This is a genomic window from Pseudochrobactrum albidum, assembly GCF_051851455.1.
In the GTDB taxonomy this organism is placed as follows: Bacteria; Pseudomonadota; Alphaproteobacteria; order Rhizobiales; family Rhizobiaceae; genus Pseudochrobactrum.
Genome location: NZ_JBPVTR010000007.1, coordinates 1 through 26,704, shown reverse-complemented (window position 1 = coordinate 26,704; position 26,704 = coordinate 1). Strand labels below are relative to the sequence as shown.

The following is a 26,704-nucleotide window of genomic DNA, read 5'->3' as shown; positions in this document are numbered from 1 at the left end:
AATTGAGAATATGTTCGGAAAACTCAAAGACTGGCGACGCATCCATACTCGCTACGACCGATGCGCGCACACCTTCTTCTCCGCCATCTGCATCGCTGCAACCGTCATCTTCTGGCTAAATCAATGAGTCCTGAGCTTAGATCGCGGTGATTTTAAAAGAAGCCGGTATGCTAGCGAAGAATATCTGCCGTGGGTACGGCATCGGTAATTCAACGTTTTATAAAGAGGCTGACATCGATAGCTGAAAAGGGCTGTTTTTGTCAGATGATTAGAGCAGGGCGGCGAGGCAAACTCTCGAGAAGTACGCAACTTGAGCTTTTGAAATATTTTTGCGCAAGTATCACAGCTCGTTCAGCGGCGGAATTGACGGGGATCAATAGCAAAACGGCGATCCTGGCCAGCAGGCCGAGCATGCATAAACATTTCGAACGGATCACCCCGTGTGTGTGGGGGGGGGGGGCAGGCCACGAGGCAAATTTCACCCCATCATCTTCAGGTTCATTTTCGGCAATCAATTTCCGGCATATATTGCTGCACAGCGCTTTCATCTTATATTATATCTGTGCATATGCGGCACAAAACCGCTATCATGGATAAATCAGCAGCAACAAGGATAGACGCTTGCGTAAAAAACTGCATGACAGAAAATTACCGCAGACTGTCCTCAAAGCCATACGCAACCGGCGCGGACACCGTCCTTTAAGCGATAATAATCCGCATGGCGATACAGTCATTGCCTCATATAATGTTCACAAATGCATCGGTATTGATAAAAAATTCAATCCTGATCGCACAGCACAGGTAATTGCTGAGCTCAATGCCGATATTGTTGCCATTCAAGAGGCTGATAAACGCTTTGGTGAAAGAAGCGGGCTGCTCAACCTGCAGGAACTGGAAAGAAACTGTGGTCTATTGCCAGTGCCAATTCAAACCATGTCGCCAAGCGGCCATGGCTGGCATGGCAATCTTCTGCTTATCCGGCAAGGATTGGTGCGCAATATTCATCAGGTAAATTTGCCAGGTGTTGAACCGCGCGGTGCTGTTATTGCGGATATTGATCTTGATGAGGGGCCGCTTCGTGTCATTGCGGCTCATTTCGGCCTGTTAAAACATTCCCGCTCCCGTCAGGCTGAAACCCTGCTCTCCATGGTAAGGGAAGATAAAGAGCGCCCGACAATCCTGATCGGTGATCTTAACGAATGGCGTGTGGGCAAAGGCTCTTCGCTGGCCACATTGCAGCCGGTTTTTAACCTTGCTGCCGGAGCAGTACCAAGTTTTCCCTCGCGCTTTCCGGTGTTGGCGCTTGATCGCATCCTCAGCCATCCGCAAAAGCTGGTCACTTCTGTTGAAGTGCACAACACCCCCCTGTCGCGTATTGCCTCAGACCACCTGCCGATCAAGGCGCATCTTAATCTCAAGGCGCTTGATCCGGCCGAAGAGCGCATGATGCCTGTAAATCAGCCCATGCGCATAAAAGCTCTATAGATAAGGTGAACCAAGCCAGACAATGCGCTCAATCAGCCGGCGGAAAAACGGCCTGCGCTTAAGATCTGCCAGATTGACAAGCGTGCCTGTTGCCACATGCTTATCAATGCGTTTTGCTATGGCTTCGGCTGTTGGCCGGTCATAGATTTCCAGATCAATCTCAAAATTCAGCCGCAAGGAACGCGGATCAAGATTACTGGAACCGGCATAAGCCCATACATCATCCACGCACATCAATTTGGAGTGGTTAAAAGCGCCTTTAGAGCGCCAGATACGACAGCCATCTTTGAGCAGCTGATCAAACTGGGCAGTCATCGCCATATCCACCAGCACAAGATTATTCTGTGCCGGCACCACAATATCCACCATCACACCGCGCCGTGCCGCTGTTACCAGCGCGCTGATAAATTCACGATCCGGCAAAAAATATGGCGACATGATACGAATATGCTTCTCTGCCACTGAAAAAGCCCCCATCATAATTTTATGATTGGTTTCAAGGCTTTTATCCGGGCCTGATGGTACGGCGCGCACCAAAAGCCCCTCGCCCGCCGCCTGTTTTGGCGGGGATATCGCCCATGCATCCCCCTCCAGCAACTCATCGGTTGTAAAGCGCCAGTCTTCTGAGGCTGTATGAAACAGATCTGTCACCACAGGCCCTGTAAGCTGAAAATGCGTATCCTGTGCCGCATGCTCCTGCGCAAATTCTGTTGTAAATGCCTCACGGATATTCATACCGCCGGTAAAAGCAAGTGCACCGTCAATAATCAGCATTTTGCGGTGCGTGCGCAAATTGGCATAAGGCAGGCGCAACCCCATGATAAGCTTGCCATTAAACACCTCAACCCGCACATTAACATGGCGCAGCACACCCACAATGCTTGGCGTGGAATAGCGCGCCCCCACCGCATCCACCAGCACACGCACCTGCACGCCGCGTTTGACAGCATCACCCAATGCCGCCACAAATTGCCGGCCAATCCGGTCATTATCAAAAATATAGGTCTCCAGCAGCACACTGCGCTGCGCCTCACGAATGGCTTTCAGCATGGCTGCATAGGCAATATCACCGCTTTGCAAAACGGTCAGGCTGTTACCGGAAGTCAGATTACAGCGGCTGACAACATCACCAAGACGCTTCATCGCAATAAAATTTCGGCCACTGACAGTGCGCACTTCATCCGGCGAAGCATCATAATGTGACAGATGATATAATTCGATATCCGACATGCCCGCACGTTGCGAGCGCAGCGAAGAACGCCGCATCCGGTTTACCCCGGCAATCGCATAGACCAGCGCCCCGACAATGGGAGACAGCATGATCACACCAACCCAACCGAGCGCCGCGCGCACTTCATCTTTGGTCATAGCAGCATGCACGGCAGCAATCGCGCCAACAACCAGAGATAAACCAAGCAGAATATGCGGCCAGTAAAGCGGCCAATAGGAAATCAGAACATTAAACATGCGGGCAAATTATCAGCAATGCCCCGCCTTTGGCAAAAGAAATTACAGACCGGCCTTATTATCTTTTCCGGAGAAAATTCAGATATATATTTTCATTCTTAATATGCGGAAAATATAAGCAGAAACTGTGTTTTTCAGCGCAGTATTTTACTATATTTATAAAAAATCACTGCCGCTGAAGCCTTCTTTTGGCAAATCGCGGTTTGTAGCGGATAATGTTTTGTAAAATGCCTTACACGGAGTAAAAATATGTCCTCACCATCAGGTCTTAAAATGCCCGCACAGGCGCTTGGCGCATTATCCGGCAAATGGGGCTGGTTTATTATTCTGGGCATCATCATGCTGATGCTTGGCGGCATTGCTTTCGGCAATCTGGTTTTTGCAACTGTCGCTTCTGTTTATTATGTAGGCATCACCATTCTGCTTGCCGGTCTTGTGCAGATCATTCATGCATTCAGCGTGCAGACATGGAAGAGCTTCCTTTTCTGGATGCTCAGCGGCCTGCTTTATGCCGCAGCAGGTGTGCTCACTTTTCTCAACCCGCTGCTTGCATCTGCAATTTTCACTTTCTTCATTGCTGCGGCTCTGGTTGGTTCCGGCCTGTTTCGCATGTGGGTTGCCTTTCAAAGCCGCAATGTCAAAGGCTGGGGATGGGTATTGTGCGGCGGGCTTATCACGGCACTTGCAGGGCTTGTTATCGCCATGAGATGGCCGGTGAACAGCCTGTGGGTACTGGGCATGTTTCTGGCTATTGATCTGGTTTTTCAGGGCTGGGCGATGATCTCCCTCGGCTTTGGCCTCAAAACAATCCGCGGCTGATATTCCCTCTTTATCATACAGGGTGTTTGCGGTTAAAAGCCGGAAACACCCTGTTGCATTTCAGGTCGACCAATCGCGGCGATACTGCTAGAAGGCAGCACCTGTTTCGTTTCACATATAATCCGAGCCTTTTATGTCTGATCAGAATTCTCCCGCCTCGCGCCGTCGTACATTTGCGATCATCGCGCATCCGGATGCCGGTAAAACCACGCTGACTGAAAAATTGCTGCTCTTTGGCGGCGCAATCCAGCTTGCCGGTGAGGTGAAGGCGAAAAAGGATCGTATCCAGACCCGTTCCGACTGGATGAATATTGAACGCGACCGCGGCATTTCCGTTGTCACCTCGGTTATGACGTTTGAATATAAAGATTGTATCTTCAACCTGCTTGATACGCCAGGCCACGAAGATTTTGCCGATGATACCTACCGCACACTCACTGCCGTCGACAGTGCCGTAATGGTGATTGATGCTGCAAAGGGTATTGAGCCGCGCACACTGAAACTGTTTGAAGTTTGCCGTATGCGTGATATCCCGATTGTCACCTTTATCAATAAGATGGATCGTGAAGCCCGCGACCCGTTTGAAATTCTTGATGAAATTGAAGAAAAACTGGCGCTGGACACCGCGCCGGTCACCTGGCCTATCGGCTCCGGAAAAAGCTTTGCCGGCACCTATGACCTGCACAATAACACCATCCGCCGGCAGGATACTCAGGAACAACCCACCCCTGTAAGCGGGCCTGATGATGCGCGGGCAGCCGGCTTGCTGCCCGAAAATGAGCGTGAAAATTTTATTGAAAGCGTGGAAATGGCGCGCGGCGTATGCCGTGAATTTGACCTGCAATCCTTCCGGGAAGGCCATCTCACGCCGGTTTATTTCGGCTCTGCACTGAAAAAATACGGCGTACGCGATTTGATTGAAGCATTCTGCGATTATGGCCCAAGCCCGCGTGCACAAGAGGCAGACACCCGCCGCGTTGAAGCCGATGAAGCAAAAATGACCGGTTTTGTGTTCAAGATTCAGGCGAATATGGATCCAAACCACCGCGACCGCATTGCATTTCTGCGCGTATGTTCGGGCAAACTTTCCCGCGGGATGAAAACCAAGCTGGTGCGCACCGGCAAACCATTGAGCCTTTCTGCACCACAATTCTTTTTTGCCCGCTCACGCCAGATTGCCGATGAGGCTTTTGCCGGTGATGTTGTGGGTATTCCCAATCACGGAACTTTGCGTATTGGCGATACATTGACTGAAGGGGAAGACCTGCTGTTTCGCGGTGTGCCCAATTTCGCACCGGAAATTTTGCGCCGTGTGCGCCTTGATGATGCAATGAAAGCCAAAAAACTGCGCGAAGCCCTGCGGCAAATGGCAGAAGAAGGCGTGGTGCAATTATTTCTTCCAGATGACGGCTCACCGGCTATTGTCGGTGTGGTCGGTGCGCTGCAAATTGATGTGCTTACCGAGCGTCTTAAAATCGAATATTCCCTGCCGGTCGGTTTTGAAACATCACGTTTCAGCCTCTGTCGCTGGATTTCGGCTGATGATCCGGCAGAGCTCAACCGCTTTATCGCTGCACATCGGGCAGATATTGCTCATGATCTGGATGGTGACCCTGTGTTTATGGCACCCAATAGTTTCTCGCTCAATTATGAGGCTGAACGCTGGAAAGCGATCAAATTCACAGATATCAAGGACTACCAGATCCGCGATACCGGCAAATAAGCTAAAGCAGCATATAAACGGAATAAATACAGGATAAATAACAAGAAACCTCCCGAAATCTTTTCGGGAGGCCTGTTAAAAATTCCGCGCAACCGGTTGGCTGTTGTCATCTTCTGCGGCTGCTCTCACAGCGCCGGTTACGCGGCAGCCCCTCTGCGGCTGAACTGTTATTTCATGAATGCACTGTCTCGCCGTGCAGGTTGATATCAAGCCCTTCTATCTCTGTGGCTTTGGAAACACGCAAACCCATAAATGCCTTGATAATCATCACGATCAGGGCAGTCATCAATGCTGTATAGAGCATGGTTATCACCGCGCCATAAAGCTGTTTCAGCACTGTTGCCCCCTCGCCGGCCTGGTTAACCGCCGCATCAGCCAGAAGCCCGGTCAGCAAGGCGCCGATAATACCGCCCATGCCATGCACGCCAAAGGCATCAAGACTGTCATCATAACCAAGCCAGTGCTTGAGTTTAACCGCAGCAAAATAGCAGCCAAGACCAGTGACTAGACCGATAATCAAGGCACCTGCCGGATTGACAAAACCTGCAGCAGGCGTAATGCCCACAAGCCCCGCCACAGCACCGGAGATAACCCCCAGCACACTCGGGCGCTTAGCAATCAGCCATTCTGCAATCATCCAGCTCAAGGCGGCAGCCGCTGCTGCAATCTGCGTATTCACCATGGCAATAGCTGCAATACCATTGGCAGCACCGGCAGAGCCGGCATTGAAACCAAACCAGCCCACCCATAACAGCGAAGCGCCAATCAATGAATAGACCAGATTATGCGGTGCCATATTCAACTGGCCATAGCCCTCACGCTTGCCAAGCATCAGTGCCACAACAAGGCCGGCAATACCGGAATTAATATGCACCACCGTGCCGCCGGCAAAGTCCAGCACGCCATCACCACCAAGAAAACCGCCGCCCCACACCCAATGCGCCACCGGCACATAGACAATCAGCAGCCATAAAACGGTAAAAATCAGCAATGCTGAAAATTTCATACGCTCTGCAAAGGCACCGGTGATCAGTGCCGGCGTAATAATCGCAAAAGTCATCTGAAAAGTAATAAATACATATTCGGGAATAGTTCCGGTCAGTGAAGCCGGCGTCACTCCGGCAAAAAAGGCCTTGGATAAACCGCCTATATAGGCATTGGCACTGCCGCCATCGCTAAAAGCCAGCGAATAGCCAGCCACCATCCAGAGAACGGATGCAACACAGGCTATGGCAAAACTCTGCATAGCCGTTGCCAGCACATTTTTGCCGCGCACCATCCCGCCATAAAACAGCGCCACCCCGGGAATAGTCATCAGCAATACCAGCAATGTGGAGGTCAACATCCATGCCGTATCACCGCTGTCAGGCGTTGCAGGCGCCTGCGCATAGGCCGCAGTTACCGGCAAACATGCTGTAACAGCCAATAAAGCCGATACGCATAAACCGTAGCGCAATAAATAATTGGGTTTTCTGAAAAGTCGCATCAAAATCTCCCCTATCTGCCGCAAAGCCTGCAAAAGCAAACTTCCTTTTATCCAACAAAAAGAGAAGCAATTTTCATGCCAAAACTTCAGCAATAGCGCCAAATATCAATTTATATAAATTAAATCATTGATTTTAAATAAAATTATTCTCAAATATTGCATATATTTCACACGATCAGCAAAAATATCCCCTTGCTGTTCACATTAATCCGGTATTTTACAAAATATGCTGAACCACTCTAACTGTTTGTTTTTAAATAGTATTTCAATACAAAATCAACATGCATAAAAATTAGGCGACCATTGTAAAGATGCATATTTTTTAAGCAAATTACCGCAAATTGCAGGCTGCACCAGCCGGAAGATGCGGCATCACATTAATCAGAGCCAGAAACACCCCGTTAGTCCAGCCAAACCCGTCCTGATTGGGATATTCACCGCCGCCGGCATTGGCCGTTCTTTGATAGGCTGTGTATTTTTCCTTTAATGCGCCGCTATGCCGGTAATTGCTCAAAACCGTATCGGTCCAGTTACGGGCAATCTGCCCCGCCAGCATATCTTTTCCATAATTTTCAAGCCCTTTCACTGCAATCCATTGCAACGGCGCCCAGACATTAGGAGCATCCCATTGCTGGCCGGTCTCCACCGTTGTGGTGAGTAATCCGCCATTTTTCAGCAAATGCTTTCTTGCAGTCGCAGCAACGCGCCCGGCCTGAACCTCATCGGCCAAAGAGAAAAACAGCGGAAAAAACCCTGCCGCCGTAACAAGCGGTGATAACTGGTGCTTTGAAATAATATAATCTGAAAAACTGCCAATATTATCATTCCAGAGATAATCATTAATTGCCTGTTTGCGCGCTTCACTGCGTGCCTGAAAAATCTCCGCAGAGCGGTTGTCGCCGTCAAGCACATAGGCATGCATCAACACCTGTTCCAGATGATAAAGCAAACTGTTCAGATCAACCGGCACAATATCCAATGTGCGGATTGTGGCCAGATCCTGCGGGTTTTCCAGCCAGCGGGATGAGAAGTCCCAGCCGCTTTCTGCCGCCGCGCGTAAATTACGGTAAACATCATAAGCATTACGTGCGCTGCGGGCGGCAGTTGCCACATCCTCGCGCCAGGATTCATCGCGCGGCAGGGCGGAATCTGAAAAATACCGATTCAAAAGCGAACCGTCCCCCATCCTTACAACCCGCCGGTACACCTGCCCTTCCGCCAGCTGTTCTGCCCCGTCCATCCAGAAATCATATTCCTGCCGCAAGGCCGGCAGAAACTCCTGATAAACTTTATTCCCCTCTTCCTGCGCCAGAAGATCAACCATCAGCGCAAAAAATGGCGGCTGGGAGCGGCTTAAATAATAACTGCGATTGCCATTGGGAACATGGCCATAACGCGCAATAAGATCGGCAAAATTCTGCACCATAAAACGCATCAGCTTTTTCTTGCCGCTATAGCGCAACCCCAGCATGGTAAAATAGCTGTCCCAGTAATAAATCTCGCGAAAGCGCCCGCCCGGCACAATATAAGGATATTTCAAAGGCAGAAGCGAAGAACCGGCAGGCACATCATCCGGTTTTCGTGTCAGCACCGGCCAGAGATTACGGATATGTGTGCAAATATCTTCCTTGCCGGTCTTATAACTGCTGGCAGGCGCAGCCTCAAAACGAAAATAGCGGGTTATGAAGCTTTTAAGATCAAAACCGCTCAGCTTTGCTTCCAATTCATAGGCTTTCATAATTTCCGGCACAGGCTTTGTTGCAACCGCATCGGCAAAGGTTTTGGAATCTGCAAACAGATGCTGCTCCTGCACGGCAATAAATAACGCGCCATATAATTCCTGCGGCGTGGCTTTGATATTCTGCGCCTTCACATCCTGAGCCCTTGCAAACCCGCTCATAACCATTAATGCCGCAAAGCCCCATAACAAGATACAATATCGCACGCTGCCCATCACCATCCTCCCGTTAGAAGGCTGAAACAAGCCCTCTCCCGGACACAGTTAAACAGCAGACAGCACCGTGCAAAATCCCAATTAAAAAGTGGCGGATTTACAGATTAGACAGCAGCCAGCCATACGGCAATTTTTTCAGCAAGCCTTTGCGCCACTTCATCCTTGCCCAAAAGCGGCCATTCATCCACACCATCACGGCTAACTAACAGCACCTGATTATGCTCACCGCCCATCACGCTCGCCCCATCATCAGAGAAGCTCACATTATTGGCAACAAGCCAGTCCGCACCTTTTTTATCAAGTTTTTTGCGGGCATTTTCGACAATATTCTGTGTTTCAGCCGCAAAGCCAACCACCAGCGGCGGGCGTTGTGCATGATGGCCAATCATTGCCAGAATATCCGGATTTTCCACCATCTGCAAAGAAGGCGCCGCCTCACCAGGCTGCTTCTTGATCTTTTGATCCGCCGCACTGGCCGTGCGCCAATCAGCAACGGCCGCCACCATCACTGCCGCATCAGCCGGCAATTGCGCCTCCACAGCATCACGCATCTGCCGCGCCGTCTCTACATGAATTGTTGCAACACCTTGCGGATCAGGCAGGCTTACCGGCCCTGCCACCAGCCGCACATCAGCGCCAAGGCGTGCAAGGGCAGCCGCAATGGCATGCCCCTGTTTGCCCGAAGAGCGGTTGGCAATATAACGCACCGGATCAATCGGCTCATGGGTCGGGCCGGAAGTGATGATGATCTTTTTTCCCGCCAAAGGCAAAGGCTGCAGCGGCTGCAGCAATTGCTCAATCTTTGCCACAATCTGTAAGGGCTCACTCATACGCCCGGTTCCGGCCTCGCCTTTTTCAGCCATCTCGCCACATTCAGGGCCGATAAAATGCACGCCGTCCTGATACAGGGTTTTAACATTGCGCTGTGTGGCGGGATTGCTCCACATAGCCGGATTCATTGCCGGCGCCAGCAAGAGCGGAACTTTGCGCGCCAGCAATATAGCCGCCGCCAGATCACCGCCAAGGCCTGCCGCTATTTGCGCCATACGATCAGCCGTAGCTGGCGCCACCACAATCATATCAGCATCACGCACCAGCCTGATATGACCAACATCCTGCTCATCCTCACGCGAGAACAACTCCGTATAAACATGATCAGCAGCCAGCGCGCCAACCGATAAAGGCGTAATAAAAGCCTGCGCGGCCTGCGTCATCACCGGCCGCACCTGCGCACCACGCTCTTTTAAACGGCGGATAAGATCCAGCACTTTATAAGCCGCAATGCCGCCACCGATAATCAGCAGGATACGCTTGCCCTCAAGGCTTTGCGCAACAGGTACAGATGCCGGCGGCAGCGCAGCCGCAACCGGCTGCGCAAAACCTGCAAGCACAATCCGCGCTTCCTCCTCCATCGAGCGGCCATTGGCTGCAGCCTGACGGCGCAGCGCCTGCTTAACATCTTCATCAAGATTGCGGATCGTTATACTGGCCATCTTTTTTCCAATAAAAAAGCGATATTCCCTGCAGAATACCGCTTTTTCGCCTCTAATTGCAATCATTTATGCAATCAATGCTATCATTTCAAAATAACAGCTTCACCGTCAGCGCCACGAAGCAGCCTGCAATCACCATCAAGGCCACACGGCCAGAGCGCGTATGCCTTGCTTCAGCCTTGCCAATAGCCGCAGCCATTGCATCATCAAAACGCAAACCTTTCACCGCCATATCATCCAGCTCGCAGGAAATCCGCTCAAAGCGCTTGGTGAGTTCCGGCGCTTGGCGCAGTAAATGCAACAGCGCCATGCCGCTTTCCCTGGCATCTGCGGCAATTCCGGCCGGCCCCAGATTTTTACGGATCCAGCCACCTACAACCGGTTCTGCCGATTTCCACATATTAAAATGCGGATCCAGTGTGCGCGATACGCCCTCCACCACAACCATGGTTTTTTGCAGCATGATCAGCTCAGGCCGTGTTTCCATATCAAACAGTTCAGTCACTTCAAACAACAAGGTCAGCAACTTCGCCATTGAAATAGTTTCGGCAGGCTGGCCGTGAATAGGCTCGCCAATTGCGCGAATGGCTTGCGCAAAACTTGCCACATCATGGGTATGCGGCACATAGCCTGCTTCAAAATGCACCTCAGCCACACGCATATAATCACGCGTGATAAAACCATAGAGAATCTCTGCCAGAAAACGGCGCTGCTGCTTGTTGAGACGGCCGGTAATGCCAAAATCCACCGCAACGATTGTGCCTTTCGGATCAACAAACAAATTGCCGGGATGCATATCGGCATGAAAAAAACCATCCCGCAAAGTATGACGCAAAAAGGACTGGATCAATGTGCGTGCCAGTTTCTGCAAGTCAAAACCGGCAGCACGCAACCCCTCCACATCCGACATTTTTATGCCGTCAATCCATTCCAGCGTCAAAACATCACGCCCCGTGCGCTCCCAATCCACGGCAGGCACACGAAACCCCTCATCTTCCTTGATATTCTCGGCAATTTCAGACAATGCAGCCGCTTCAAGCCGCAGATCCATCTCAATACGCGTGGTCTGCGCCAATGTCTGCGCCACCATAACCGGACGCAAACGCCGTGTGACCGGCACAAAACGCTCCTGCAGGCGCGCCACCATGAAGAAACCTTCAAGATCCTGCGCAAAACGCTGGCGCACCCCGGGGCGGATAACCTTAACTGCCACCTTGCGGCCGCCATCCACCCTTGCCGGATGCACCTGCGCCATGGAGGCAGCTGCAATCGGCGCATCAAATTGCGTATAAAGATCATCAATCTTGCGGCCAAGCGAGCCTTCTACCGTGCGGATAGCCTCATCCTGGGCAAAAAAATCCATACGATCCTGCAAAAGCTGCAGATCATCGGCCACATCCTTGCCCACAACATCCGGACGCGTGGCCAGAAACTGGCCAAGCTTGACATAAGATGGCCCGAGCCGGTTCATCGCCCGCGACATGCGCTCGGAACGCGCCGTATCGCGTGAGCGTTTGCGCGCCAGCGCCGATGCCACACGATGCGCAAATGCGGGCAAACCGCTCAAACCCTCCGCCGGCAGGGCGCTGATCACACCTTCACGGGTCATGACCCATCCGGCATGGAGCAGTCGGAAACTTGCGGCAATGCGGCTCATAACTCACTCATCCTACAGTGCGCATTGTGAAAAACACGTCCGTAGGCCGGCTTTTCACTGCGCAGAGAAACAATAATCAGATTTTCCAGCCGGAATGCAGGCAGGCAATACCACCGGTAAAATTGCGCCATGTCACGCGGGAAAAGCCGGCAGCAGTGATCATATTGGCAAAATCCTGCTGTTTCGGAAATTTGCGGATTGATTCAACCAGATATTTATAAGAATCCGCATCCCCCGTCACCATTTTGCCGATAGCCGGAATAGCATGGAAAGACCATTGATCATAAATCCTGTCGAGCAGCGGCATTTCCACTTCAGAAAATTCAAGGCAGAGAAACCGGCCGCCCGGCTTCAGCACGCGGAAAGCCTCCTCCAGCGCCCGGTCAATATGGGGCACATTGCGGATACCGAAAGCAATCGTATAGGCATCAAAGGAATTATCGTCAAAGGGTAGTTTTTCAGCATTAGCCTCGACAAAATCCACATTATCGAGCAAGCCTTTTTTCGCTGCACGCTCCTGCCCCACCGCCAGCATGGAGCCGTTAATATCCAGCACGGTCGTATGCGCCTGCCGGTCTGAAGCCTCAACAATACGAAAAGCAATATCACCGGTGCCCCCGGCCACATCGAGCGAGCGCCAGTTCTGAATATGTGACGGGATTTTTGGCGGTGCGAGCCAGGCAACCATTGCGTCTTTCCATGCGCGGTGCAAACCGGCAGACATCAGGTCATTCATCACATCGTAACGCTTGGCAACACTGTGAAAAACCTCATTCACCAGACCCTGCTTGCTCTCCTCATCGACTTTTTTAAAGCCAAAAGAATTTTCCATACCGCCATGGGCGCCAACGCGGCTGCGATCAGCTTCATGGTCTTGCCCGGATTTTTCATTTTGCTGGCTCATAATTTATCCTGTCCTGCCCGCCTGATAGCCCTATCAGGATCAGGGCACTGTTCAGAGCCGCCCAACAGAATTGCCAGACCCTGAAACTGATGAAATATCTTGCCTATAGCATATAAAGCCTGAACGCGATGATACAAGCAAATACGGCAAAGTTTGATATCACTTAACAAAAATTACGTGCCAATGCCCGTATCAAAATGATTCTCCCTGCATAATCAGAGCATCACGTTTTTGTGTAACAGCATTCATTCATCTGCCTGATCACCCCTCATCATCAGAGAATTGTATAAAACAAAATAAATTTGCATGTCTCTGCTTTTCCCTGCCAGCATTTTAGCCTAATCAGCTCTGGAAAACTTACCGGCTTCGGCTAATAATGTGAAAAATAATTTTGAAAGCAGCGGGATATTATGAGCATCACGGTTATTGATCATCCGCTTGTCCAGCACAAGCTCACCATCATGCGCATGAAAGAAACCTCAACCGCCAGTTTCCGGCGGCTGCTGAAAGAAATTTCCCTTCTGCTTTGCTACGAAGTGACCCGTGATCTTGATCTCACGACAACCATGATCGAAACGCCGATCATGCCTATGGAATCACCGATTCTTGATGGTAAAAAACTGGTATTTGCGTCAATTCTGCGGGCAGGCAACGGCCTTTTGGAAGGTATGCTGGATCTGGTGCCTGCAGCGCGTGTTGCCCATATCGGCCTTTATCGCGACCATAAGACTTTGCAGCCGGTGGAATATTATTTCAAAGCGCCGGAAGATATCGTCAATCGCCTGATTATTGTGGTTGATCCGATGCTGGCAACCGGCAATTCAGCAGTTGAGGCGATTACCAAATTGAAAGAGCGCGGTGCAAGCAATATCCGTTTCCTCTGTCTGCTGGCGGCGCCGGAGGGGATTGAGCATTTTGCAAAAGCGCATCCGGATGTGCCGATTTATACGGCGGCCATTGATGAAAAACTGAATGAGGATGGTTATATTGTTCCGGGACTCGGGGATGCCGGTGACCGTATGTACGGCACCAAATAATTAAAAAGTGACCGTATGTACGGCACCAAATAACTAAAAAAGTGACCGTATATACGGCACAAACAGCGAAACGAACAGCTCTGCGGCCTGCACCGGTAATTGCGCCAATCGGATAAAACGGCGTTTAAAGCGCCGTTTTATTATGCAGTTACCATTTCATAAATTACCGGATGCGAGGGTGGAGCCCTGTCATCAAGCTGCATGGCCTGTTGCACCATTTGCCTTGCCATTTCAGCTTTATCCTGCGTCTGCGCATGCACAACGGCCAGCACATCTCCGGCCTTCACCTCAGTGCCAAGCGGCATAATGTCAGAAATGCCAACAGCGGGATCAATTCTGTCCTGCGGGCGCAGGCGTCCGCCGCCAAGCGTCACCACACTCATGCCGATAATGCGTGTATCAATAGCATGCAAATAACCACTGCCCCCGGCATATACAGGCACCTGAAGCCCCGCCTGCGGCAAATAACAAGAAGCCTTTTCAATAAAGTCTTGCGGCCCGCCAAGACCTTGCACCATATGGCCGAATTTTTCAGCCGCATATCCGCTCTTCAGGGCTGCTTCTGCCTTTGCCAAACCATCAGCAACCGTTTGCGCCAGCCCCGCTGTAACCAGCATATGAGCGGCCAAATTCAGCACCACTTCGGCAAGGCGCGGCTGATGGTGTGCATTGGTCAAAAAATCAACGGCATTGCGCACTTCCAATGCATTACCGGCACAATTTGCCAATGGCTCATTCATATCGCTTATCAGCGCACTGGTTGGCAATCCCGCACCATTGGCAACCTGCACCAGACTTTGCGCCAAAGCCTGCGCCCCCTCAAATGAGGCCATAAAAGCACCGCTGCCGGTTTTAACATCCAGCACAAGCCCGCCAATGCCGGAAGCCAGTTTTTTAGAGAGAATAGAGGCTGTAATCAGCGGAATGGATTCCACTGTCGCCGTCACATCACGCACCGCATAAAAACGCTTATCCGCAGGCGCAAGGTCACCGGTCGGCCCGATAATGGCACAGCCGCACGCTCGCACAACCTTATCAAACAAGGCTTTATCGGGGTAGCTTTGATAGCCGGGAATCGCATCCATCTTATCCAGCGTGCCGCCGGTATGGCCAAGGCCGCGTCCGGAGATCATCGGCACATAGGCACCGCAAGAAGCAACAAGCGGCGCAAGCATCAGCGATACATTATCACCGACACCGCCGGTGGAATGCTTATCCACCACAGGCCCGTCAAGATCACGCCATTGCAACACATCACCGGAATTTTGCATAGCTCTGGTCAGTGCCACGGCCTCATCGCGGTGCATACCATTAAAATAAACCGCCATGCCAAAGGCCGCAATCTGCCCCTCACTCACGCTGCCATCGGTTATACCGCGCACAAATGCCTCAATCGCCTGAGCACTTAAAACCTGACCATCACGTTTTGCCCGAATAATCTCCTGCGGCAGCATGGCACCCCTCTCTGAAATCAGCCAATTTCACCAATCAGTATTTTGATGATGTTTTGCAGTTTCTGCCCGCCCAGAGGCGCCATGGTCTTGGTCTCATCATGGGAGAGCTCGGCACCGCTCATCCCTGCACCATAATTGGTGATAACCGAACAGGCCGCCACACGCAGCCCCAGAAAACGTGCCAAGATAACTTCCGGCACAGTAGACATGCCCACCGCATCAGCACCGAGAATACGCGCCATACGAATTTCAGCCGGCGTTTCAAAAGACGGGCCGGAAAACCACATATAGACACCTTCAAACAGTGTCTCCCCTGCTGCATGTGCCGCATTGCGAAAAGCCTGTTTAAGTTCCGCATCATAGGCCGCTGTCATACCGGTAAAACGCGCATCCGTATGTTCACCAATCAACGGGTTCATACCGGAATAATTAATGTGATCATCAATCAGCATCACACTGCCAGGTTTCATATCCTGCAGCACAGAACCGGCAGCATTGGTCAGGATCAGCGTTTCAAGCCCCAGTGCCTTCAAGGTCTCCAGCACCGGGCGCATGGCGGCTGCATCGCCCCGCTCATAATAATGCGCGCGCCCTGCCAGCACCATAACCAGCCGGCCTGATAACCGGCCAACCACCACCTCTCCCGCATGGCCGCTCACACCGCTTTTGGGAAAAGCCGGCAAATCGGAATAACGAATATGCACCGGATCATTAAGCTCGCCAACCAGCCCGCCAAGGCCGGAGCCTAAAATAATGGCTGTTTTCAATATTTCTCCGGCAAAGGTCTCGTTAAGACGCTGGCGCAAAATCAGGGCGGCTTCGGTCATAATCTCATCCGATCACATCAGTCTGAAAACTGAATGGCAGCAATTCACGCATGGTTACAGTCTGCACAATGCCGGAATGATCACACAAATGCAGCGGCACATCGGCACCGGCAAATTCCGCCAGACGCTGGCGGCAACCACCGCAGGGCGAACATTTCTCCAGTTTTTCAGCCATAACCAGAATTTCGGCAATTTCGCCGCCGCCTCCCATCACATAATGCGACAGCATGGTGGTTTCAGCACACCACCCTTCAGGAAAGGAGATCACCTCAATATTGCAACCGGAATAAATCCGCCCGTCTTTGGTGCGCAAGGCCGCCCCGACAGGAAATTTTGAGTAAGGGGCATGGCATTTCTGCATGGCAGCAAAAGCCGCATCAAATAAGTCCCGAGCCATATCAGCCCCTCCCGTCTGTTTTCACCGTTCTTTCACATAAGGAATTCCCCCCGCTTTGGGCGGGGTTGCCTTGCCGATAAAGCCTGCCAGCAAAATCACTGTCAGAATATAAGGCAATGCCTGCATAAACTGCACAGGCACATCACCGATAATCGGCAGTGTCTGCCCCTGCAGGCGGATGCTAAGCGCATCCAGAAAGCCAAACAGCAAACAGGCATACATGGCCGATACCGGACGCCATTTGGCAAAAATCAGCGCGGCCAGCGCAATATAGCCCTTGCCTGCAGTCATATCTTTTACAAAACCTGCACCTTGCGCCGTGGCAAGATAGGCACCGGCAAAACCGCAAAGAAGGCCGCAAATAATCACTGCCCGGTAACGCAGAAAGGACACGGAAATACCGGCCGTATCAACTGCAGCCGGATTTTCGCCCACAGCACGCAGGCGCAAACCAAAGCGCGTGCGATAAAGCACCCACCATGTCAGCGGCACCATCAAAAAGGCCAGATAAACCAGAATGGAATGACCCGAGAGCAGCTCACCATAAAGATAACCGATAACCGGCACATCTTTCAGCGCCTCTGTGCCCGGCAAATCAATGGCTGTAAAACGCGCGCTGTTTGGCAGGGAAGGCGTACGCCCGCCCTGCCCGAACCACGCCTGCCCCAGAATAATCGTGGTGCCCGCAGCAATAAAATTAATTGCAAGACCGGAAACAATCTGATTGCCGCGATGGGTGATTGATGCAAAACCATGCACCAGACCAAGCAGAACCGAAACCAGCAATGCCGCACCAAGACCGGCCAGAGCCGAGCCGCTGATTGCCGCAATTGTGGCGGCAGCAAAACTGCCCGCCAGCATTTTACCCTCAAGGCCGATATCAACAATGCCCGCACGCTCTGAATAGAGCCCCGCGAGACAAGCAAACAACAATGGCACGGAAAGGCGCAATGTGGAATCCAGAAGCTGAATAAGCATAACATAGGTTTCCATGATGCCTACTCCCCTGCCCTGGCAACCGGCGCATGAGCGCGATGAGCTGCAAGGCGCATAAACAGCCGCTGAAAAGCCGGACGAAACATATGCTCCAGGGCACCGGCAAACAAGATGACCAGCCCCTGAATGATTACAATCATATCGCGGGAAATATTGGGCATATCAAACGCGATTTCCGCCCCCCCCTGATAGAGCATGCCAAACAGAACCGCCGCCGGAATAATACCTGCCGGATGGGAGCGCCCCATCAGCGCCACGGCAATACCGACAAAACCGGCGCCGGCCACAAAATCAAGCTGCAGGCGATATTGCGCCCCCATCACCGGATTGAGCGCCATCATACCGGCCAGCGCACCGGAAATCAGCATAGTGATAATAACAGTGCGTGAGGGGTTGATGCCGGCATATTCAGCCGCACGCGGGCTATATCCCATAGTGCGGATTTCATAGCCGATTTTTGTGCGCCAGATCAAAAGCCACACCAGATAGCAGGCCAGCAAAGCCAGCAAAAAGCTGATATTGAGCGGTGCCGAGCGCATTTCCATACCGAACAGGTTGAGCAGCCAGTCAAGTTTTGGCAATTGGCCGCCGGATAAAAAGCCGCGGCTTTCCGGAGCCATAACACCGGCCGGCTTGATAAAATTGATGATCAGATAAACCATCAGGCTGGCAGCAATGAAATTAAACATAATAGTGGTAATCACAATATGCGAGCCGCGCTTTGCCAATAGCCATGCCGGTATCAGAGCCCAGAGCGCTCCCAAAACGGCACCGCCAATCAAGGCTGCAATCATGGTCACCCACCATGGCATGGATGCATCAAGCCACAGACAAACCAGCGCCACGCCAAGCCCGCCAATATAGGCCTGCCCCTCACCGCCAATATTAAACAGCCCGCAATGGAAAGCCACGGCAACCGCAAGGCCGGCAAAAATAAAATTGGTGGCATAAAACAATGTATAACCAATGCCCTCACCAGAGCCGAAGGCACCTTTAATCATCAATAAGGCGGCATCCAGCGGGTTCTCGCCAACCAGCAGCACAACAAGCCCTGCCACAAGAAACGCCACAATCAGATTGAGCGCCGGGATCAGGCCATAATCCACCCAACGCGGTAATTTTGCAAAAGGCTGGCTCATGGCAACATCCCGATTACAGCTTCAGTGGTTTTTATCTGCGCATATTCACCCTGCAGCACAGCCAATGTCAGCGCATGCACATCTTCTGCGCGCCATGTCTTGCCACGCAAATCCGTGCGTTCTGTGCTTGCCACCGCATCTTGCGGCAGAATAACCTCAAAACCAAGATTGGCAGCCATCCGCACTGTTGCATCAACAGAATTTTCCAGAAGCACCCCGCCAATCACCAGGGTGCGAATTTGCAATTCATCCAGCACATCCATCAGATCTGTACCGATAAATGCATTATTAGTGCGCTTATCCACCACCGGCTCACCGGGCTGCGGCTCAACTTCTGTTTTAAATGCATTGCCCTCAGTGCCTGCACGATAAGGCGATTGCGGATCGGTGGAATCATGGCGAATATGCACAACCGGCAAACGCCGCGCGCGCCAGGCCTGCAACAGGCGCTGCAGATTCGCCTCTGTTTGCGGCTGGCCGCGTTGCCCCCATTTCGGATCGTCAATTGCCTTTTGCATATCAATGATAAGCAATGCCGGTGTTGAGCTGATCATCAATGCAGATCCTTCCCGCTCGCCCTGTTACTGTCATTCCGGATACCAGCCATCAACAAGCCGATTTCGCCCTCACTGGCCTCCGGCCCGCATTCTCCGACCACACATCCGGCAAACATCACCAGAATGCGATCAGACAATGAGCGGATTTCATCCAGTTCAACCGAAACCAGCAAAACCGCCTTACCGGCATCGCGCATTTCAATAATGCGCTTATGAATAAATTCGATCGCGCCCACATCCACACCACGGGTTGGTTGTGCCACAATCAAAACATCGGGGTCACGTTCCATCTCACGCGCCAGCACAATTTTTTGCTGATTACCACCGGAAAAATTCGCGGTTTTCAGCCGCGGATCAGCCGGACGAATATCATATTGTGCAATTTTACCCTGCGCATCCTGCAAGATTGCCTCAATATTAAGAAACGGCCCTTTGAGATAGCGCGGATCATCATGATAGCCAAGAATGGAATTTTCATATTCCTCATAGGCCAGAACCAGCCCCATATGGTGGCGGTCTTCCGGCACATGGGCAAGGCCTCGGCGGCGCAATTCTGCCGGATGAGCATTGCCAGTCACATTGACCGGCAAATTATTGAGCATTACCACGCCGCTTTCCGCCCTGCGGATACCGGCAATCACCTCAATCAGTTCAGATTGCCCATTGCCTGCCACACCGGCAATGCCCACAATTTCACCCGCACGCACATCAAAAGAAACCCTGTCCACCACGGTTGTTTTCTGCCCGTTGCGCACCACCAGATTTTTAACCTGCAAAACCGGCGCCCCCGGCTTGGCGGCCTGCTTGTTCACCCGTAACAGCACACGCCGGCCAACCATCAGCTCAGCCAGTTCCTCAACACTTGCCTCTGCGGTTTTGCGGGTGGCAACCATTGCCCCCTGACGCATCACAGAAACATTATCGGTCACCGCCATAATCTCGCGCAACTTATGGGTGATCAGCACAATAGTTTTGCCCTGTTCTTTAAGCTGGCGCAAAATCCGGAACAGATGGTCAGCCTCAGACGGGGTCAAGACACCGGTCGGCTCATCCAGAATCAAAATTTCAGCACCGCGATAAAGGGCTTTCAGAATTTCCACGCGCTGCTGCAGGCCAACGGCCAGATCTTCCACGACCGCATCAGGATCAACATCCAGCGCATATTCTTTTTCCAGCGCCTTTAACTGTTCACGGGCTTTCGCAATGCCTGCGGATAAAAGCGGTGCCCCCTCAGCGCCGAGCATCACATTTTCAAGCACGGTAAAATTATCCACCAGCATAAAATGCTGATGCACCATACCAATGCCGGCGGCAATTGCCGCATCAGGATTGGCAATATGCACCTGTTGCCCATTCACCTTGATCGTACCTTTATCCGGCTGATAGAACCCGTAAATAATCGACATTAATGTCGATTTACCGGCGCCATTTTCCCCGATAATCCCGTGAATGGTTCCTTTTTCGATCTTCAGATCGATAGCGCGGTTTGCATGCACCGCGCCGAAACGCTTATCAATACCACTCAGTTCAAGTGCAGGCTGCGCCATCATCCCATCCGTTCTCATCGTCATCACGGTGCCGGAATATTCTGCCAAAGGCATCACTGATTCCGGTGCAAGTTAAGCACTATATGCTATGGGATAAAACTATATGTAAACCACCAGTGCACAGAGTGCCAAAACTGTGAAACGGTTTGCGTGCCTATTTTGCGTGTCTGTAATGTAACAAACAGGTTATTAAAGTGCCCGCTGCGCGTTTTTTTATACGGAGCATTCTCTGCCGCCGCATATTCCTGTTTATAAGGCAGTTGGGGTGCTATTCATATGCAAAAACATACTACTACCTGCCTGTTTTTTCGCTTTATCATATTGTTTTTGAGATAAACAGTTCATGAGTCAAAGGGTATTTTTTATAATAATACATGCATATATTATTGATGTGATTTAGAAATTCCGGAAGAGGAAATTATGGCTGAAAATTTATGCGACCGGATTACAGAGCTGGAAATCCGCTATGCAGAGCAGGAAAAAATAATCGAAGACTTGTCTGGTGAAATTACCGGACAATGGAAGCTGATAACTGCCCTTAATAAAAAACTCAATGCACTCACAGACAGATTTCTGGAACTGGAGGAGCAGACGGCACCGGAAATCACAGTGACCAGACCGCCGCACTGGTAAAAACAAAACAGGGCAGCATAATGCCGCCCTGCCGGAAGAAATTTTTTATATCTCAATGCATGTCATTTTACAGAATCAATACGGGCATTTATTATCAGTCGTGTAGTCATGCACCTTGAGCTTACCGGAGATAATATCGGCTTTTGCAGCTTCCACTGCGGCTTTCATTTCCGGTGTAATCAGCTTTTCGTTATTTTCATCCATCGCATAGCTGACACCGTTTTCTTTAAGCCCCATCTGCACAATACCGGCAGTAAACTTGCCCGCTGCCACATCTTCAAAAGCCTTGTAGACAGCAGTATCCACACCCTTTACCATCGAGGTCAAAACATGGCCCGGATGCAAACCATTCTGGTTTGAATCAACCCCGATACCAAGTTTGCCGGCATCTGCCGCAGCCTGTAAAACGCCGATGCCGGTACCGCCTGCCGCGTGATAAATCACATCAGATCCCTGATCAATCTGTGCTTTTGCAATCTCACTGCCCTTTGCCGGATCATTCCAGGCCGCAGGTGTATCACCAGTCCAGTTCTGCAAAACCTTTGTGCCAGCCTTGCCTGCCTTTGCACCCCCTGCATAACCGCAATAAAAACGCCGGATCAGCGGCACATCCATACCGCCAACAAAGCTCACAGTGCCGGTTTTTGAAGCCATCGCCGCCAGCATGCCAACCAGATAGCTTCCCTCTTCTTCCTTGAAAACAACCGAACGCACATTTGGCGCCTCAACAACAGCATCGATAATTACAAACTGCGTGTCCGGAAATTCCTTGGCAACTTTCTCAATGGCAGACACTGCGGAAAAACCGGCAATAACCACCGGCGAATTACCGTCCTGCGCAAATTTACGCAGCGCCTGCTCACGTTGCGCATCATTCTGAATTTCAAATTCACGGTAATTGGTGCCATGATCGGCTTTGTATTTTGCAGCGCCATTATAGGCAGCTTCATTGAAAGACTTGTCAAATTTGCCGCCAAAATCATAAACGACAGCCGGCTTCAATTCTGCCGCATAGGCTGCAGAAACACTCAATGTCGCGGCCAGCAGGCCTGTAACAATACGCTTCATTATCACTTATCCTCCGCTTGCGCAGTCTTCTGCGCGACACTGTTATCACCGGTTTGCGGTCGATTATTAAATAGGAGCCGCAATTCAAAGTCTCTTAAGCTTTATGCCCGGGCAGATTTAAATTGACACCCGCCCCGAACATTAAAAATTGACGCTTTGAAACACTTCAGCTTTTCAAAAAACGCCAGCGTGCCCTAATGTGGCATGTACAAAAAATTTTTTCATCTTAATTTTATAGACTTGCACATTTTTCATTTTCACAAAGGATACAGAGCGTTTTACCAATATCAATAACAATATTTAAATAAAGCAGGAAACGCCGGTTCCCCGCAATCCGCAATAACCTTGCGGATTTTTAGCCAGATATTGCTGGTGATAATCTTCTGCATAATAAAATTCTGACGCTTTAAGAATTTCTGTCGTAATTTTTCCAAAACCGCGCGCATCAAGCGCCTGCTGATAGGCTTCTTTACTGCACAGGGCTGTTTGCAGATCCTCATCAGAATAAACATAAATTCCGGAGCGATAGGTCGTGCCAATATCATTGCCCTGACGCATACCCTGTGTGGGATCATGCTCCTGCCAGAATAATTGCAGCAAAGCGGCAAAAGACACCTCTTCAGGGTCATAAACCACCAGCACAACTTCATTATGGCCGGTAAGGCCGGTACAGGTTTCTTCATAGGTCGGGTTTGGAGTGATACCGCCGCTATAGCCGGCTGCCGTCACATAAACACCCGGAACCTGCCAGAACAGGCGCTCCACACCCCAGAAACATCCCATACCAAACAGCACTTTGCGCATATTTTGGGGAAAAGGTTCATGCAAATCTCTTCCTGATACAAAATGCGTCTTTGCGGTTGCAATAGCCTGTTCACGGCCGGCAAGCGCCTCTGCGCGGCTTGGCAAACGCAGCTTTTGTTCTGGATAATATCCGGACATTTGACGCTCCTTTTAAAGGTCGGCTTTCATTTTACCTGTATTTATGGCGGCGGGCAATTTTCTCAGAGCTTTTGCTGATTGCGGCCGAGCCTGCCGGCTGCAAAAAATACAAGACTTATAATCACAAAGAGCAGCGCACCGGGCAGTTGCAATAATGGAAGCAGCCATTGCTGCCAAAAATTTTGTCCAAAATTGTTTTGCATAAAACCGGCCAGGGCAGAGAAATATTCCGGCAGATTATTGCGCAGATTTTCCGACAAGGGCAAAATTGTATAGCGGCTTAGAGCAATTGAACGAGCAATATCAAAAACTGCAAATAACAAACCGGTCGCCAATGAACAAACCGCCAGAAAATTCAACAATATGCGCATAATTTCATTCCGCAGCCTCACATTATTTCATACAATCATATGGCATAAAATCAGCAATATTCATTATCAGTTTATCATGAGATTCGGGCTATTCAACGGATTGCACAGGCTATCCCCCCTGTTAAAAGTTCCGGCCGGGCTTTTTCTGAAAGATAATTCCGATATTTCAACCCGCAATAAGGAAAAACAAAAAAATAAATTATTTCAATATCTTAAATGAATTTCTCTTTCAAATTTCAGTGAAATCATTTTAGTTTTTCACAAAAAAACCGTATGAATTCAGGCAAATGCGAAATAATGGTTGAACATATGGCTTTTATAGCTATATTCCGCGCCGCAACGGTCATTTAACAGCCAACCACTGTTTATAGAAAGGCCGTTTGATTGATAATATTTATATCAATCCTGCATGGAGAGGTGGCCGAGTGGTTGAAGGCGCACGCCTGGAAAGTGTGTATACGGGGAACCGTATCGCGGGTTCGAATCCCGCTCTCTCCGCCAGTTATCAGACTTAAGTTTTTGATTTATCAGTAAATCTCAAAACAACAAAACATCTATTCCCCCAATATTTCCCCCCAATTCATTTTAGAACTCTATAGACCTCACTGGAATATGACTATCGCATACCCGCCTATGCCCTTACCTTCTCTGCTGCCTCAAACTTTGCTCTACCCCCTTCCCGACAAAACCGGCAAAACTGATTTTGAGCAGCTTTATAGTGTCGGCAAATTCCGGTTCTCCTACATTGTGATATCAGAACCCTTTCTGGCTATGGCTTCCTCAAAAAAGTAATGCCTGTTATCGAGCACCCTGCAATGCAGGAAGTTGCATGTTTGGTGCGCTGGTTTTTATGGGGTGACAAAACTCACACTGATACGCCGCTGTTTTCAGCATCAATTTTCATTCATCGGACGGAGCAGAGGCTTCTGGAAGTATCCGGAATGGAATCCTTGCGCTTATCTTGAGTATTTGACGGGCAAACCAAACTCGAATGAGTATCATACAGCTCTAACCGTAATTTCGTGCCCATTATAGACAAGAGGCGCAGAATAGTTTTTAATAAGTGCATTCATCTTAGACAGTCCTTGTATCTTTGGTGAGAAACGCACCGCCTTGCAGGGCGGTGTTGTTGTCTTGAGCGACAGGGGCTTGGTCGTCAAACTTACACCCTGCTACCATTTCCCGCTCTAAAATACACAGGATAATATAATCCATTGAGCGTCAAACAGACTACCTTGAAGATCTCATGAAGAAAAAAGGGCGGAGAGTGAAGCTCTCGACATTCCCAGAACTTTTAGTAAAGTTTTTTGACTGCAGCCTTTGAGAGAGTTGATGATATGAATAAAATCACATGGAGCAGGGGGCTTTTTAGACTTTGGATTGTAATATCATCCATTTGGGTTGTTTTAAGTGTCCTGATCAGATCGAACGATGTTATTTCTCCTTATTACTCTGGCTATGCAATATTAGCAGGAGAAAATAAAAATACCGTATTTGATAAATACTCATCTGAAACATATGACCTAGATCAATTAGTAGCAAATGGTAAGGTTAAAAAATACGAGGCCAAAAACATCAAAAATACTGTGATTTACATGCCGACCTCCCTCTCTAACGAAGATGTTAAATTAAGGCTTTATAATGCAAACACAGAAGCAATTAACCTAAGAGACAGAGAAATATCTAAAAAAAGATGGGCGGCAATACAGTCCGCAGCTTTAATAACTATACTACCACCGATTATATTGTTTATCATTGGATATGCCGCAATATGGGTTTTCAGAGGATTTAGAGCTACGTAAACCAAATCGAACATCACCCAAACGAGCCGAAGATTGACCACCAGAATTATGTCTGGCTGTATCGGCACGCATTGATGGTTGTCGGTGTGGTTTGACTCTTGCACTGATATTCCGGAGATGCAACGGATTGGACGCAGATTGCTTTAGGTGCCTTCACTGCCTCAATACTAACTCTTGTTCTTGCAGAGTAAGTGGCCGGTTCATGCTGCCACCTCACAGCCCTTGACTGGCAGAGTTTTGGAGCGGATCAGTTCAGAAAAAGAAATACCGCGCTTTTGAGCAACCTCTTTCAGGTGCTGTTTTTCTTCTGGAAAAACGCGAATACGAATATAATCTGGCATTGCAGCGTCTGAGCGCATAACAGCCTCATTTGTTATAACAAAGAACACCACGGCCAGCACCGCAAAACAAAATTAATGAAGCAAATACAATAAGTTAAATACATTATCAGGCTATATCATAGCGAAACATAATAGATCATGCTGGATTATAAGTGCCTAAAGGTGCAACAATTTTGCGTCGTAGAATGACGGCAATTCCCTCGCGCGTACGCGCGTATTGATTGCGAAACTCTTTTATGAGTATCAGATTTCACCAAATTCACTCGCATACCGACAGTAAATTACCTCGTATGCGTGCGCGTACTGCGCAGAAAATCCTTCGTGCATGGCTGCCTGACAAAACCCCATACATAAATCCGCACTTACCTATTTGAGCAAAGACCTATCAAAATGAATGGTAATTTTTGGCGTTTTGGATAGTTTTGTCAGTAAAGTCAGTTTTGTCATTATGGAGTAAGTGTATTTGTAGAGGTTCCGACTTGATCTGACAGTTATCCGTTTTGTGGTGGCGTCTGTCAGGTTAAATTCAGCCCAGGAATTTTTCCTGCCAGATTGCTTTACCGTCGATCATTGTCTCGAGCGGTGTTCTTCCGCAGCACATCTTA

Annotated in this window: 23 protein-coding genes and 1 tRNA gene; 8 read left to right on the top strand and 16 right to left on the bottom strand. The window is 50.0% G+C overall.

The genetic code is table 11. From position 1 onward, the window contains the following. On the top strand, window positions 1-127 hold a 127-nt coding region (locus ACSTTO_RS00295; protein WP_439271086.1), incomplete at its 5' end, for a transposase. 494 nt (window positions 128-621) lie between these two features. Then, window positions 622-1,485: an endonuclease/exonuclease/phosphatase family protein gene (locus ACSTTO_RS00290; RefSeq protein ID WP_439271126.1), complete on the top strand. Its 864-nt coding sequence runs from the start codon at window positions 622-624 to the stop codon at window positions 1,483-1,485. On the opposite strand, the gene cls is transcribed toward ACSTTO_RS00290, so the two are convergent. Beyond that, entirely contained in the window at window positions 1,480-2,952 is a 1,473-nt protein-coding gene (gene cls / locus ACSTTO_RS00285; protein WP_439271125.1) for a cardiolipin synthase, read from the bottom strand. The two genes, ACSTTO_RS00290 and cls, sit on opposite strands and share 6 nt — an antisense overlap. Before the next feature lie 249 nt (window positions 2,953-3,201). Between cls and ACSTTO_RS00280 the strand changes: the two genes are divergently transcribed. Together ACSTTO_RS00280 and ACSTTO_RS00275 are read left to right on the top strand one after the other, a co-directional pair. Next, a complete protein-coding gene (locus ACSTTO_RS00280) occupies window positions 3,202-3,771 on the top strand; it encodes an HdeD family acid-resistance protein (RefSeq protein WP_439271124.1) in 570 nt (189 codons plus the stop codon). Between the two features lie 133 nt (window positions 3,772-3,904). Then, window positions 3,905-5,494, top strand: coding sequence for a peptide chain release factor 3 (locus tag ACSTTO_RS00275; RefSeq protein WP_439271123.1), 1,590 nt, complete (start codon window positions 3,905-3,907; stop codon window positions 5,492-5,494). A 172-nt stretch (window positions 5,495-5,666) separates the two neighbouring features. On the opposite strand, the gene ACSTTO_RS00270 is transcribed toward ACSTTO_RS00275, so the two are convergent. The 5 genes from ACSTTO_RS00270 to ubiE all read right to left on the bottom strand — a co-directional run bounded on the left by ACSTTO_RS00270 (window position 5,667) and on the right by ubiE (window position 12,988). After that, on the bottom strand, window positions 5,667-6,839 hold the full coding sequence (locus tag ACSTTO_RS00270; protein WP_439271128.1) for an ammonium transporter: 1,173 nt from the start codon (window positions 6,837-6,839) through the stop codon (window positions 5,667-5,669). Between the two features lie 472 nt (window positions 6,840-7,311). Further along, window positions 7,312-8,934: an alpha,alpha-trehalase TreF gene (gene treF, locus ACSTTO_RS00265; RefSeq protein WP_439271122.1), complete on the bottom strand. Its 1,623-nt coding sequence runs from the start codon at window positions 8,932-8,934 to the stop codon at window positions 7,312-7,314. Between the two features lie 104 nt (window positions 8,935-9,038). Continuing rightward, window positions 9,039-10,427 carry a bifunctional phosphopantothenoylcysteine decarboxylase/phosphopantothenate--cysteine ligase CoaBC gene (coaBC, locus tag ACSTTO_RS00260; RefSeq protein ID WP_439271121.1) on the bottom strand — a complete coding sequence of 463 codons (1,389 nt, stop codon included), beginning with the start codon at window positions 10,425-10,427 and terminating at the stop codon, window positions 9,039-9,041. Window positions 10,428-10,515: 88 nt separating this feature from the next. Further along, window positions 10,516-12,084 carry a 2-polyprenylphenol 6-hydroxylase gene (gene ubiB, locus ACSTTO_RS00255; RefSeq protein WP_439271120.1) on the bottom strand — a complete coding sequence of 523 codons (1,569 nt, stop codon included), beginning with the start codon at window positions 12,082-12,084 and terminating at the stop codon, window positions 10,516-10,518. Between the two features lie 76 nt (window positions 12,085-12,160). Further along, the gene (gene ubiE / locus ACSTTO_RS00250) at window positions 12,161-12,988 is read right to left on the bottom strand and encodes a bifunctional demethylmenaquinone methyltransferase/2-methoxy-6-polyprenyl-1,4-benzoquinol methylase UbiE (protein WP_439271119.1); all 828 of its coding nucleotides are present in this window, start codon (window positions 12,986-12,988) and stop codon (window positions 12,161-12,163) included. Between the two features lie 410 nt (window positions 12,989-13,398). Here ubiE and upp point away from each other — a divergent pair, with 410 nt between their 5' ends. Beyond that, window positions 13,399-14,025, top strand: coding sequence for a uracil phosphoribosyltransferase (upp, locus tag ACSTTO_RS00245; RefSeq protein WP_439271118.1), 627 nt, complete (start codon window positions 13,399-13,401; stop codon window positions 14,023-14,025). A gap of 140 nt (window positions 14,026-14,165) precedes the next feature. Here upp and deoA read toward each other — a convergent pair whose 3' ends face one another. The 7 genes from deoA to ACSTTO_RS00210 are packed head-to-tail and all read right to left on the bottom strand — an operon-like array spanning window position 14,166 to window position 20,942. Next, window positions 14,166-15,479, bottom strand: a complete 1,314-nt coding sequence (gene deoA, locus ACSTTO_RS00240) for a thymidine phosphorylase (protein WP_439271117.1) — start codon at window positions 15,477-15,479, stop codon at window positions 14,166-14,168. A gap of 17 nt (window positions 15,480-15,496) precedes the next feature. Further along, window positions 15,497-16,306, bottom strand: coding sequence for a purine-nucleoside phosphorylase (locus tag ACSTTO_RS00235; protein ID WP_439271116.1), 810 nt, complete (start codon window positions 16,304-16,306; stop codon window positions 15,497-15,499). A 4-nt stretch (window positions 16,307-16,310) separates the two neighbouring features. Further along, window positions 16,311-16,703, bottom strand: a complete 393-nt coding sequence (locus tag ACSTTO_RS00230) for a cytidine deaminase (RefSeq protein ID WP_439271115.1) — start codon at window positions 16,701-16,703, stop codon at window positions 16,311-16,313. A 21-nt stretch (window positions 16,704-16,724) separates the two neighbouring features. Then, complete coding sequence (locus tag ACSTTO_RS00225; protein WP_439271114.1) at window positions 16,725-17,696, bottom strand: ABC transporter permease; 972 nt, start codon at window positions 17,694-17,696, stop codon at window positions 16,725-16,727. A 5-nt stretch (window positions 17,697-17,701) separates the two neighbouring features. Beyond that, window positions 17,702-18,838: an ABC transporter permease gene (locus tag ACSTTO_RS00220; protein WP_439271113.1), complete on the bottom strand. Its 1,137-nt coding sequence runs from the start codon at window positions 18,836-18,838 to the stop codon at window positions 17,702-17,704. Further along, window positions 18,835-19,392: a cysteine hydrolase family protein gene (locus tag ACSTTO_RS00215; protein ID WP_439271112.1), complete on the bottom strand. Its 558-nt coding sequence runs from the start codon at window positions 19,390-19,392 to the stop codon at window positions 18,835-18,837. The genes ACSTTO_RS00220 and ACSTTO_RS00215 overlap by 4 nt, the downstream gene beginning before the upstream one ends. After that, window positions 19,392-20,942, bottom strand: coding sequence for an ABC transporter ATP-binding protein (locus ACSTTO_RS00210; RefSeq protein ID WP_439271127.1), 1,551 nt, complete (start codon window positions 20,940-20,942; stop codon window positions 19,392-19,394). The genes ACSTTO_RS00215 and ACSTTO_RS00210 overlap by 1 nt, the downstream gene beginning before the upstream one ends. Before the next feature lie 420 nt (window positions 20,943-21,362). Between ACSTTO_RS00210 and ACSTTO_RS00205 the strand changes: the two genes are divergently transcribed. After that, a complete protein-coding gene (locus ACSTTO_RS00205; RefSeq protein ID WP_439271111.1) occupies window positions 21,363-21,575 on the top strand; it encodes a SlyX family protein in 213 nt (70 codons plus the stop codon). Between the two features lie 75 nt (window positions 21,576-21,650). On the opposite strand, the gene ACSTTO_RS00200 is transcribed toward ACSTTO_RS00205, so the two are convergent. Together ACSTTO_RS00200 and msrA are read right to left on the bottom strand one after the other, a co-directional pair. Next, a complete protein-coding gene (locus ACSTTO_RS00200; protein ID WP_439271110.1) occupies window positions 21,651-22,643 on the bottom strand; it encodes a BMP family lipoprotein in 993 nt (330 codons plus the stop codon). A 300-nt stretch (window positions 22,644-22,943) separates the two neighbouring features. Further along, window positions 22,944-23,585 carry a peptide-methionine (S)-S-oxide reductase MsrA gene (gene msrA / locus ACSTTO_RS00195; protein WP_439271109.1) on the bottom strand — a complete coding sequence of 214 codons (642 nt, stop codon included), beginning with the start codon at window positions 23,583-23,585 and terminating at the stop codon, window positions 22,944-22,946. Between the two features lie 782 nt (window positions 23,586-24,367). On the opposite strand from msrA, the gene ACSTTO_RS00190 reads away from it, so the two are divergent. Together ACSTTO_RS00190 and ACSTTO_RS00185 are read left to right on the top strand one after the other, a co-directional pair. Then, window positions 24,368-24,457: transfer RNA gene (locus tag ACSTTO_RS00190), tRNA-Ser, on the top strand. Window positions 24,458-25,293: 836 nt separating this feature from the next. Further along, window positions 25,294-25,758 carry a hypothetical protein gene (locus ACSTTO_RS00185; protein ID WP_439271108.1) on the top strand — a complete coding sequence of 155 codons (465 nt, stop codon included), beginning with the start codon at window positions 25,294-25,296 and terminating at the stop codon, window positions 25,756-25,758. A 200-nt stretch (window positions 25,759-25,958) separates the two neighbouring features. On the opposite strand, the gene ACSTTO_RS00180 is transcribed toward ACSTTO_RS00185, so the two are convergent. Next, on the bottom strand, window positions 25,959-26,099 hold the full coding sequence (locus ACSTTO_RS00180) for a plasmid mobilization protein (RefSeq protein WP_439271107.1): 141 nt from the start codon (window positions 26,097-26,099) through the stop codon (window positions 25,959-25,961). Window positions 26,100-26,704 lie beyond the last annotated feature (605 nt).

Coding starts and splice junctions, on each gene's coding strand:
- ACSTTO_RS00230 (WP_439271115.1), bottom strand. CDS start 16,703: ATGGCTCGGGACTTATTTGATGCGGCTTTTGCTGCCATGCAGAAATGC.
- ACSTTO_RS00275 (WP_439271123.1), top strand. CDS start 3,905: ATGTCTGATCAGAATTCTCCCGCCTCGCGCCGTCGTACATTTGCGATC.
- ACSTTO_RS00280 (WP_439271124.1), top strand. CDS start 3,202: ATGTCCTCACCATCAGGTCTTAAAATGCCCGCACAGGCGCTTGGCGCA.
- ACSTTO_RS00215 (WP_439271112.1), bottom strand. CDS start 19,392: ATGATCAGCTCAACACCGGCATTGCTTATCATTGATATGCAAAAGGCA.
- deoA (WP_439271117.1), bottom strand. CDS start 15,479: ATGCTGCCGCAGGAGATTATTCGGGCAAAACGTGATGGTCAGGTTTTA.
- ACSTTO_RS00180 (WP_439271107.1), bottom strand. CDS start 26,099: ATGCCAGATTATATTCGTATTCGCGTTTTTCCAGAAGAAAAACAGCAC.
- coaBC (WP_439271121.1), bottom strand. CDS start 10,427: ATGGCCAGTATAACGATCCGCAATCTTGATGAAGATGTTAAGCAGGCG.
- upp (WP_439271118.1), top strand. CDS start 13,399: ATGAGCATCACGGTTATTGATCATCCGCTTGTCCAGCACAAGCTCACC.
- msrA (WP_439271109.1), bottom strand. CDS start 23,585: ATGTCCGGATATTATCCAGAACAAAAGCTGCGTTTGCCAAGCCGCGCA.
- ACSTTO_RS00220 (WP_439271113.1), bottom strand. CDS start 18,838: ATGAGCCAGCCTTTTGCAAAATTACCGCGTTGGGTGGATTATGGCCTG.
- ACSTTO_RS00185 (WP_439271108.1), top strand. CDS start 25,294: ATGAATAAAATCACATGGAGCAGGGGGCTTTTTAGACTTTGGATTGTA.
- treF (WP_439271122.1), bottom strand. CDS start 8,934: ATGGGCAGCGTGCGATATTGTATCTTGTTATGGGGCTTTGCGGCATTA.
- ACSTTO_RS00270 (WP_439271128.1), bottom strand. CDS start 6,839: ATGTTGACCTCCACATTGCTGGTATTGCTGATGACTATTCCCGGGGTG.
- ubiB (WP_439271120.1), bottom strand. CDS start 12,084: ATGAGCCGCATTGCCGCAAGTTTCCGACTGCTCCATGCCGGATGGGTC.
- ACSTTO_RS00200 (WP_439271110.1), bottom strand. CDS start 22,643: ATGAAGCGTATTGTTACAGGCCTGCTGGCCGCGACATTGAGTGTTTCT.
- ACSTTO_RS00225 (WP_439271114.1), bottom strand. CDS start 17,696: ATGGAAACCTATGTTATGCTTATTCAGCTTCTGGATTCCACATTGCGC.
- ACSTTO_RS00205 (WP_439271111.1), top strand. CDS start 21,363: ATGGCTGAAAATTTATGCGACCGGATTACAGAGCTGGAAATCCGCTAT.
- ACSTTO_RS00210 (WP_439271127.1), bottom strand. CDS start 20,942: ATGGCGCAGCCTGCACTTGAACTGAGTGGTATTGATAAGCGTTTCGGC.
- ACSTTO_RS00235 (WP_439271116.1), bottom strand. CDS start 16,306: ATGACCGAAGCCGCCCTGATTTTGCGCCAGCGTCTTAACGAGACCTTT.
- cls (WP_439271125.1), bottom strand. CDS start 2,952: ATGTTTAATGTTCTGATTTCCTATTGGCCGCTTTACTGGCCGCATATT.
- ubiE (WP_439271119.1), bottom strand. CDS start 12,988: ATGAGCCAGCAAAATGAAAAATCCGGGCAAGACCATGAAGCTGATCGC.